The organism is Caenimonas sp. SL110, from assembly GCF_001044395.1.
In the GTDB taxonomy this organism is placed as follows: domain Bacteria; phylum Pseudomonadota; class Gammaproteobacteria; order Burkholderiales; family Burkholderiaceae_C; genus Ramlibacter.
The window spans coordinates 17467-27735 of the sequence record NZ_JANU01000028.1 but is presented as its reverse complement, the minus strand read 5'-3'; the positions used below and the strand labels follow the sequence as shown (position 1 = coordinate 27735).

Below are 10269 nucleotides of genomic sequence, written 5' to 3'. Positions count from 1 at the left end.
AATCATGGGGTTGCGATCTGGATGAGAATGCTTCTCCGGACAGTAGTGGACTCGATCCGCAATCCATGACTTCGACGGCAGTCGCCGCTTCGCGGTGGATGCCGGATAGGCTCTCCTGAGCTCGTCGAAGGGTCCGGCATGACAGCCCTTGTTGCTGGCATGCAAGCAGCACTGCTCGATCAGCGATCCGTGTTCAAGAGAACAATCGCACGCGCCTCGATCGCCAACCCCTGCCCCACCGGCCCCAACCGCTCCGCAGTCTTGGCTTTGACGTTGACCACGTCCGGCGCGAGATCCAGCGCGAGCGCAATCCGGTTGCGCATCGCTTCGATATACGGCGCGAGCTTGGGTGCCTGCGCAATCACGGTGCTGTCGATATTGCCGATCTGCCATCCGCGCTCGCGCACCCGATGCGCAGCTTCAACGAGCAGCACCACCGAGTCGGCGCCCTTGAACCGGTCATCGGTGTCGGGAAAATGCCGGCCGATATCCCCGAGCCCCGCAGCCCCGAGCAAGGCATCGGTGATCGCGTGCAGCAAGGCATCCGCATCCGAGTGCCCGAGCAAGCCGCGCTCGAACGGGATGTCGACGCCGCCCAGCACCAGCTTGCGCCCCGGCACCAGCGCATGGATGTCCCAGCCTTCACCGATACGAAATTGAGATGCGCTCATCGCGTGCGTCCCTTGAGCACGGCTTCGGCCAGCGCGAAATCGTCCGGCCAGGTCACCTTGAAATTCTGCGATCCACCGGGCACCAGCAGCGGCCTGTGACCCATCGCCTCGATCGCCGAGGCTTCATCGGTGACAACGCCAGCCGCACGTTCGATCGCCTCCATCAGCATGCCGATGCGAAACATCTGCGGCGTCTGGGCCAGCCACTTGTCTTCGCGTTGCACCGTCTCGACAGCGCGGCCGCCTTCTTCGCGCTTGAGCGTGTCTGGCAATGGATGCGCAAGCAGCCCGCCCACTTCATCGTCTGCGCAGGCATCGATCAGCGAATCGATCAGGGCCGGCGTAATAAGGCAGCGAGCCGCATCGTGAACCAGCACCCAGTCGTCCTGCGTCGCGCCAACGCGGGTCAGCTCATACAGGCCGTTCTGCACGCTGGCCGCGCGAGTCGCGCCGCCGCACGCCACCACCAGCGCCGACGTGTGGTTTCGCTCGAAAAACCCATCACCCGGCGCGACGACGACCAGGGTGCGCGCAATGCGTTTGACCGCGCCAAAGGCTGCGAGCGTGTGCCACACCATCGGTTGTCCAGCGATGCGCTCATATTGCTTGGGACCGTGGGTTCCGGCGCGGCTGCCGGTTCCGGCGCAAGGAACCAGGGCGAAGAAACGGGATTGGGGACTGCTGTCACGGGTAGGCATGAGACCATTCTAGAATCGACCTGCACACCCCTCCCTGTCCAGGCGCGGGGTGTTCGCATTTATTCATGGATTTACCCAAACTCACCACAGGCAAGCGATTCACGCTGCCCCGCCCCCCAGGCTCAGCCGATGCGATGCTGCTGGCCCGCGTGGCCGAGCGCGAGAAGGCGGCGGGCCGTCTCACCGCCCTGGTCACCGCCGACGCCACCGATGCGCAGCGGCTGATCGACGAGATCGGCTTTTTTGCGCCCGAGTTGCGCATCGCCCTGTTCCCCGACTGGGAGACGCTGCCGTACGACACCTTCTCGCCGCACCAGGACCTCATCAGCGAGCGGCTGGCCACGCTCTGGCGCATCTCGCAGGGTGAGGCCGACCTGGTCGTGGTGCCGGCCACCACCGCGCTGTACCGCGTGGCACCGCCCGCGTTTCTTGCGGGCTACACCTTTCATTTCCAGGTCAAGCAGAAGCTCGAGGAGTCCAGGCTCAAGGCCCAGCTGACGCTTGCCGGCTACAGCCATGTGACGCAGGTGGTGAGCCCGGGTGAATACGCCGTGCGCGGTGGCCTGATCGACCTCTTCCCGATGGGCTCGAACGTGCCCTATCGCGTGGACCTGTTCGACGATGAAATCGACTCGATCCGTACGTTCGACCCGGATACGCAGCGCAGCCTCTACCCCGTGCCGGAAGTGCGTTTGCTGCCCGGGCGTGAGTTCCCGATGGATGACGATGCGCGCGCGCGGTTTCGCAGCCGCTGGCGCGAGTTGCTCGATGGCGATCCGACCAAGAGCCGCATCTACAAGGACATGGGCAACGGCGTGGCGACCGCTGGCATCGAGTACTACCTGCCGCTGTTCTTTGAAGAGACAGCGACGGTGTTCGATTACCTGGGCAAGGACTCCACCGTCGTGCTGCACGGCGACCTGGAACCCGCGTTCCAGCGCTTCTGGCAGGACACGCGGGACCGGTATCGGCTGGTGCAGGGGGACAGGGAACGGCCCGCGCTGCCGCCGGAATCCCTGTTTCTCACGGCTGAGCAGTTTTATGGCAAGTCCAATGAGCATGCGCAGCTGGCGATTCGGGGGGGAGACCGCCCTCACCCCAACCCTCTCCCGCCAGCGGGAGAGGGAGCAAATCTGCCCACACAAACGACCGGGCAGGTAGCGAGTGCATTACTCCCTCTCCCGCTGGCGGGAGAGGGCGGGGGTGAGGGCAACCCGCCCTACGCCGAGTTCGACTTCCTCCCCCCCATGGCCGTCGTCCGCGGCGCGGAAGACCCGCTCGCCAAGCTCAAGGCGCACCTGCGCAACACGCAGCACCGCGCGCTGATCCTGGCCGAAAGCGACGGCCGCCGCGAAAGCCTGCTCGACTTCCTGCGGGCGAGCCATCTCTCGCCACCCGCCTTCGATTCGCTCGACGAATTCCGCACCGCCGATGAAAAAATCGGCATCGCAACCGCGCCGCTCAACATCGGCTTCGCCTGGCTCGAAGAAGGCATCGACTTCATCACCGAGACCGAGCTGTTCGCCGCCGGCCCGACCACGCGCCGCCGCAAGAAGCAGGAACAGGTCAGCGATGTCGAAGCGCTCATCAAGGACCTGTCGGAGCTGAACGTCGGCGACCCGGTCGTCCACACGCAGCACGGCATCGGGCGCTATCGCGGACTGGTCAATCTCGATCTCGGACAAGGCAACGGACCCGACGGCGCAGCAGCCGTGCAGGAATTTTTGCACCTGGAATACGCCGACAAGGCCACGCTCTATGTGCCGGTCAGCCAGCTGCACCTGATCAGCCGCTACACCGGCGTGTCAGCCGACGAAGCACCGCTGCACAAGCTGGGCTCGGGCCAGTGGGAAAAGGCTCGCCGCAAGGCTGCCGAGCAGGTACGCGACACGGCCGCCGAACTGCTCAACATCTATGCACGCCGGGCCGCGCGGCAAGGCCATGCATTTCGTTATTCGCCGCAGGACTACGAAGTCTTCGCCAACGATTTCGGCTTCGATGAAACCGCCGACCAGAATGCCGCCATCCACGCCGTCATCCAGGACATGGTGTCGCCGCAGCCGATGGACCGCCTGGTGTGTGGCGACGTCGGTTTCGGTAAAACCGAAGTCGCCTTGCGTGCTGCATTCATCGCGATCACCGGTGGCAAGCAGGTCGCATTTCTTGCGCCGACGACGCTGCTGGCCGAGCAGCACTACCAGACGCTCATCGACCGGTTCAGCAAGTGGCCGGTCAAGGTCGCCGAAGTCTCGCGCTTTCGCTCGACGAAAGAAGTCAACGCCACGCTCAAGGGCCTGGCCGATGGCAGCGTGGACATCGTCGTCGGTACGCACAAGCTGCTGTCGGAATCGACCAAGTTCAAGAACCTGGGCCTGCTCATCATCGACGAAGAGCATCGCTTCGGCGTGCGGCACAAGGAAGCGATGAAAGCGATGCGCGCGGAGGTCGATGTGCTCACGCTCACCGCGACGCCGATCCCGCGCACGCTGGGCATGGCGCTGGAAGGCCTGCGCGACCTGTCGGTGATTGCAACCGCGCCGCAGCGGCGGCTTGCGATCAAGACATTCGTGCGCAATGAAGGCAACGGCGTCATTCGTGAAGCCGTGCTGCGCGAGTTGAAGCGTGGGGGGCAGGTTTACTTCCTGCACAACGAAGTCGAGACGATACAGGCGCGGCGCGAGCGGCTCGAAGAGCTGCTGCCCGAAGCGCGCATCGCAGTGGCGCACGGCCAGATGCCCGAGCGCGACCTGGAGCGCGTGATGCGCGACTTCGTGGCGCAGCGCTTCAACCTGCTCTTGTGCTCCACCATCATCGAGACCGGCATCGACGTGCCCTCGGCCAACACCATCGTCATCAGCCGCGCCGACCGTTTCGGCCTGGCGCAGCTGCACCAGTTGCGCGGTCGCGTGGGCCGCAGCCATCACCAGGCCTACGCCTACCTGATGGTGCCCGACACCGAGAGCCTGACCAAGCAGGCCTCGCAGCGGCTGGACGCCATCCAGCAGATGGAAGAACTGGGCTCGGGCTTTTACCTGGCGATGCACGACCTGGAGATCCGCGGTGCGGGTGAAGTCCTGGGCGAAAACCAGAGCGGCAACATGCTGGAGATCGGCTTCCAGCTGTACAACGAGATGCTGTCCGAGGCGGTTCGCTCGCTCAAGAACGGCAAGGAGCCCGACCTGCTCTCGCCGCTTTCCGTCACGACCGAAATCAACCTGCATGCGCCCGCATTGCTGCCCAATGATTACTGCGGTGACGTGCACTTGCGCCTGTCGTTCTACAAGCGGCTGGCCACGGCGAAGAACTCCGACCAGATCGACGCCCTGCTCGAAGAAATCGTCGACCGGTTCGGCAAGCTGCCGCCGCAGGCGCAGACCCTGATCGACGTGCACCGTCTGCGCGTGCTGGCCAAGCCGTACGGCGTTGTGAAGGTGGACGCAGCGCCCGGCGTCACGCACATCACGTTCAAGGTGAACCCGCCTATCGACTCGATGCGCATCATCGACCTGGTGCAAAAGAACCGGCACATCAAGCTGGCGGGCAATGAGAAGCTGCGCATCGAGCGCGCGCAACCGGACCCCAAGGACCGGGCGCAGATGGTGCGCGACGTGCTGCGCTCGCTGGGGCAGCCGAAGGTGACTGAGGGCTCCTGACTCGCCATCCAGGACGTGCGGGTTCATGGATGCCGGATCGAGTCCGGCATGACAGGTCTTCAGGCTGTCATTGCGGACTTGATCCGCAATCCAGACGGCTTCCAAATCCAACGCGGTCGACGCTTCGCGGTGGATGCCGGATCGAGTCCGGCATGACAGCGCGGCGAAAGGGCTGCGCCCCATGGGAAAATCCACGCATGACATCGCAACTCGAACTCTCCCCCGGCCTCGTCACGCAAGGCTTCACGCCACCGCTATCGCTGAAGGACTTCAAGCTCATCGCATTCGACATGGACTCGACGCTCATCAATATCGAGTCGGTCGATGAGATTGCCGATGCCGTCGGACGCAAGGAAGAAGTGGCTGCCATCACCGAAGCCGCCATGCGCGGCGAAATCACCGACTACAAGGAAAGCCTGCGTCGCCGCGTGAAGCTGCTGCGCGGCGTCACCGTGGCCGATATCGAACAGGTGTACACACAGCGCCTGCAACTCAATCCGGGCGCCGCAGAACTCGTTGCCGCGTGCAAGGCCGCAGGCCTGAAAATCCTCCTGGTCTCCGGCGGCTTCACGGTTTTCACCGACCGCATTCGCGACCAGTTGGGTATCGACTTCACCCGCTCCAACGTGCTTGAAATCGAGTCCGGACCGAACTGCGGACAGCTCACCGGGCGCATGGTCGACCAGCCCTGGGGCGACATCTGCGACGGCGAAGAAAAACGCAAGATGCTCCAAGAAACCTGCGCCCAGCTGGGCATTTCTGCGAAGCAGGCCATCGCGATGGGTGACGGCGCGAACGACCTGCCGATGATGGCCATCGCCGGCCTGTCCGTGGCCTACCACGCCAAACCGAAAGTGCGCGAACAGGCCATGGTGGCCATCAACTCAGGCGGCCTCGACCGCCTGCTGGAAGTCGTGCGCTGAATCGCCAGGTTCAATGCTGCGGCAGCCGCACGGTGAAGGTCGTCCCCTCCCCGATGCGGCTTTGTACCTCGATGGTCCCGCCGTGCATCTCGACGGCGTTCTTGACAATCGCCAGGCCAAGCCCGGTCCCCTGAATCGCGCCGACATTGCTCGCGCGGTGGAACGATTCGAACAGGTGCGCAATCTCATCGGCCGGGATGCCGATTCCCTGGTCGGACACTTCGAAGACGGTGACACTGCCCTTGTCCTGCATCTCGCGGCGCACCCCAAAGCGCACCTCGCCCCCGCCCGGCGAGTACTTCAGCGCATTCGACAGCAGGTTGCCCAGGACGTGGCGCAGCAGCTTCTCGTCGTACGAGCCCACGCCAACACCCTCACCCAGAACAAGGTTCACCTCGCGCTTCTCGCCGGGTTGCTGCGCCCGCGCTTCCGCGACCAGCTGACGACATAACTGAACCAGGTCCAGGCGCTGCGGCTCGAACTCCAGCATGCCCGCATCCGCCCGGCCCAGCAGCAACACCCGGTCCATCATGCGGGACATGCGCTGCACGCCCGATGCAATGCTGTCGAGAACCTCGATGCGCTCGGGCTGGGGTAGCCGGTCGCCATAGTGGCGAAGCAGCTCTTCGGCGGACTGGATCGCCGCCAGCGGCGTGCGAAATTCATGGCTGGTCATCGCGACGAAGCGGCTGCGCAATTCGTTCAACGCTTTTTGCTGCTCCAGTGCTTCGCGGATTTCGATTTCGGACTTCTTGCGTTCGGTGATGTCCAGAAAAGTCCAGATCACACCCGAATCAGGGTCGTGGGGGCGAATGCAGCTGCCACCCATCTCCACCCACAACAGCTTGCCGTTTCGGCGCTTGAGTTGCCGCTCGCAAATGTAGGAGCCGGTGTTGACCAGCGCGGTGCGCGCCAGTTCGCCAAAGCGCTCCCACTCTTTTTCATCGGGGTGGATGTACGCCGACGACTGGCCGATCAACACCTGCCGCGGATAGCCAAGCATGTCCGCGAACTTGTCGTTCACCCACTCGTGCCGGCGATTGACCGACAGCACGATGCCGACCAGCGCGCTGTTGAGAATCGCCTCTCGCTCCGAACTGGATTTCTGCAGCTGCGCTTCGAGTTCCTTGCGCTGCGTGATGTCCATGATGACCCAGACCGTGCCCTGGCTCAGGTTCTCGCGGCTCACCGCCTTGCCCGACAGCGACACCCAGATCAGCGAGCCGTCCACGCGGCGCATCTGCAGTTCGGTCTCATAGACCTCGCCTCGTGACACACACGAAGCCACTTCGCCGCCGACGCGCAGGTACTGCTCGCGCGACAGGTAGAACGGCTCCATCGACGTGCTGCTGCGTGTGGCCGATCCGAAGATGTCGAGCATCGCCTGGTTCGCCCAACGGAACCGCCCCTGGGGCGTGAGGAATGCGATGCCGACGATGGAGCTTTCCAGGATGATCTCGCGCTCTTCCAGCACCGATCGCAGCCGGTCCTGCGACTGGCTGAGCGCCTCCACCATGGCGTGCTCGGCTGCGATGCGGGCCTGCGCTGCTTCCTTGAACCGGCGCGCCACATTGATCCGGTCGGCCAGCGCAAAAGACAGCAGCACCATCTCAAGCGCAGACCCGATCAACAGCGCGTTGGCGGTAAAGACATTCGACGGCAGCACACCGACGTTGTGCAGCGAGAGCGCCGCCACGCCGACCAGCAGCACGGCCCAGGCCGTGATGAAGTAGCGCGCACCGGCGAACTCGCGCCTGACACTGATGATGCCGAGCGCGACCATGGTCGCAACGCTCACCACGGCCAGCACGGTGACCATGTACGAGGACACCACGTAAGGCAGCATCGCGGCCGCCAGCAGCGCCATCACCCAGCCTGCGACCTGCGCCAGAAGCAGCTTGTCGATGCGAGGCAAGCGCTGCGCACTCGCCAGAAAAATCCGCGCAAACAGCAGGCCGAAGATCGCCGCCGCCGAAAGGCCGATCGGCGGTGACACGCTGTTCCACCAGGTCAGCGAGGGCCACAGGAACTGCCCGCCCAGCCCCGTCAGCGCAGCCTGGCCGAGGGCCATCGAACCGGCAAACGCGACATACACCAGGTAGGCCACATCACGCACCGACACGAACAGCAGCAGGTTGTACAGCAGCAGCCCGATCAACAGCCCGAAGTACAGGCTGAGCGCAGCGTAGTTCGCCTGGTCGTGGCGCCAGAGCGCAGCGGGCTGCCAAAGCGTCACCGGAGCCGACACCGTGCCCCCGGATTGCAGGCGCAGGTAAATGACGTTGCTGGTGCCAGCGGGGAGATGCAGCGCCAGGACGTGGTTGCGATGCGCGATGACGCGGCTTGCGAACGGCTGCTGGTCGCCTGCGTGCTGCACCTCGTAGACCCCATTGGCGTCGGGCGCATGCAGCTCGATCGAATCCAGCGGCGGGTAGGCAATCTCCAGCAGCCAGTCGCGCGGGGCACCGGCTTCTGTCTTGAGATTCACCCGCAGCCAGATAGCAGCCGCGGTGAGCCCGAAATTGGCACCAGGACCGCTTGCCGGCACCGACTTGAACCGGGCCTGCGCTTCGGGCTTGAGAACATCGGCCAGGGTCATGGCCCTGCCCGGATCGGCCATCACGGTGAACGAGCGCGCAAGCGGATAGCTGTCAGCACCACCGATGGTGAGTTCGCCGCCGGCAGGTGATGTCGGCGGCATTGATTGCGCCGACGCACCGCACGCGACTGCACACAGCGCGAAGAAGAACCAGCGGCGCATCCAGTGCATCATCCCGCGCGCTCCACCACCGGCCGCCCGGCTTGCACAGCAAACTGCGCCAGCGTGCGGATGCCAGTGTCCTTGCGGGTCACATCGTCCACCACGCGCAGCGTCGTGGTCAGGCGCGACGGGGTGAATTCCGCAATCCCATAGCCCTTGCCCAGCGAATCCGCGAACACAAAATGCGGGTTCTCGGCAAGCCATCCGGGAATCCGCGACTGGCCTGATGAACGCGACGTGATGCTGGTGCCGCAGAACTCGACGCCGACAGCCGCACTATCGGGACGCGAGTAGTCGGCCTTGACGTGGCCGACCCAGTTCTCATGCACGTCACCACCCAGCAGCACCGGGTTGGCCGCCTGGTGGCGCACCAGCGACTGGGTCAGGCGCGTGCGCGCTGCACCGTATCCGTCCCAGCCGTCGTTCCACAGGGCTCGATCGGGACCGGCGCGCAAATCACGCTCACCAAACAGCGACTGCTGCCCGATCACATTCCAGCCGGGTCGGGTCCGAGCCAGCGATGCATCGAACCAGGCCTCTTGCGCGGCTCCGAGCAGCGAGCGCTTCGGGTCGTCCCACTCGGGGCAACGCGCCGGGTCGAGTGAAATGGAGCCCGACATGTTCCCGCCCGAACACACCTGCCTGTCGCGATACTGCCGACCGTCGAGAAGGTAGAGATTGGCGAGCCTGCCGAACGGAATCTGCGAATACAGGCGCAGCTCTGCTCCTTCAGACAGCCCCGCAAGCGCGCGCGTCAGGGCCGATGCACGCAGCGGCATGTGTTCGTAGAACGCCTGATAGGCCGCGGCCCTCCTGGCCGGATCGAGCTGCGGCCCCGCATGGTCATTGAACACCTCATGGTCGTCCCAGGTGACGATCCACGGACACGCGGCATGCATGCCCTGCAGGTCGGTGTCGCTCTTGTGCAGCGCGTGGCGGGCCCGGTAGTCATCGAGCGTCTGCGTCACCCCGCCGGTATGGGTGCGAATGGCCCTGGCTGCCGTGGCGTATTCGTAGATGTAGTCGCCCAGGAACATCACCACATCGACGTTCTCTGCCTGCATGTGGCGCCACGCGGCGTAGTAGCCGTGCTCCCAGCGCTGGCAAGAGGCGTAAGCCAGCCGAAGGCGCTGCGCCTGCGCATCGGGCGAGGGGAAGGTGCGGGTGCGGCCCACGGGGCTTGTCGCATCGCCTGTCATGAAGCGGTAGAAGTACCAGCGATCGGCTTCCAGCCCTGCGGCCTCGACGTGTACCGAGTGCGCGAATTCGGGCAAGGCCTGCACCTGGCCGCGCTGCGCGATGCGCGTGAACTGGTGGTCGTGTGCGATTTCCCAGCGCACCGTGACGGGCTGCTGCACCAGGGACGGCGCCATCAGCCGGGTCCACAACACCACCGAGTCGTGCGAGGGCGATCCGCTCGCAACGCCCAGTGCGAAGGGGTCGGTCTCCAATCGAGGCTGGCTCCATGCGCTGCGCGGCAGCCAGAGGGTTGCTGCATTCGCTGCTGCCAGTTGCAGCAGGCGACGCCGTTCAGGAGAGGCATGTGCCATTGCGAACGACTAT

General features: G+C 64.7%; 6 protein-coding genes. 2 read left to right on the top strand and 4 right to left on the bottom strand.

The features are described from left to right. Nucleotides 1-179: 179 nt before the first annotated feature. Both ispF and ispD read right to left on the bottom strand, forming a co-directional pair. Entirely contained in the window at nucleotides 180-671 is a 492-nt protein-coding gene (gene ispF, locus AQ12_RS13700; RefSeq protein ID WP_048440491.1) for a 2-C-methyl-D-erythritol 2,4-cyclodiphosphate synthase, read from the bottom strand. Continuing rightward, on the bottom strand, nucleotides 668-1369 hold the full coding sequence (gene ispD, locus AQ12_RS13695) for a 2-C-methyl-D-erythritol 4-phosphate cytidylyltransferase (RefSeq protein ID WP_048440490.1): 702 nt from the start codon (nucleotides 1367-1369) through the stop codon (nucleotides 668-670). Before ispD ends, ispF begins: the two co-directional genes overlap by 4 nt. Before the next feature lie 65 nt (nucleotides 1370-1434). Between ispD and mfd the strand changes: the two genes are divergently transcribed. Together mfd and serB are read left to right on the top strand one after the other, a co-directional pair. Next, nucleotides 1435-5022 carry a transcription-repair coupling factor gene (mfd, locus tag AQ12_RS13690; protein WP_048440489.1) on the top strand — a complete coding sequence of 1196 codons (3588 nt, stop codon included), beginning with the start codon at nucleotides 1435-1437 and terminating at the stop codon, nucleotides 5020-5022. A gap of 197 nt (nucleotides 5023-5219) precedes the next feature. Further along, entirely contained in the window at nucleotides 5220-5945 is a 726-nt protein-coding gene (serB, locus tag AQ12_RS13685; protein WP_048440488.1) for a phosphoserine phosphatase SerB, read from the top strand. 10 nt (nucleotides 5946-5955) lie between these two features. Here the strand turns inward: serB and AQ12_RS22180 are convergent, their stop codons facing one another. Both AQ12_RS22180 and AQ12_RS13675 read right to left on the bottom strand, forming a co-directional pair. After that, nucleotides 5956-8718, bottom strand: coding sequence for a 7TM diverse intracellular signaling domain-containing protein (locus AQ12_RS22180; RefSeq protein WP_053076726.1), 2763 nt, complete (start codon nucleotides 8716-8718; stop codon nucleotides 5956-5958). Then, entirely contained in the window at nucleotides 8715-10256 is a 1542-nt protein-coding gene (locus tag AQ12_RS13675; RefSeq protein ID WP_048440487.1) for an alkaline phosphatase, read from the bottom strand. The genes AQ12_RS22180 and AQ12_RS13675 overlap by 4 nt, the downstream gene beginning before the upstream one ends. Nucleotides 10257-10269 lie beyond the last annotated feature (13 nt).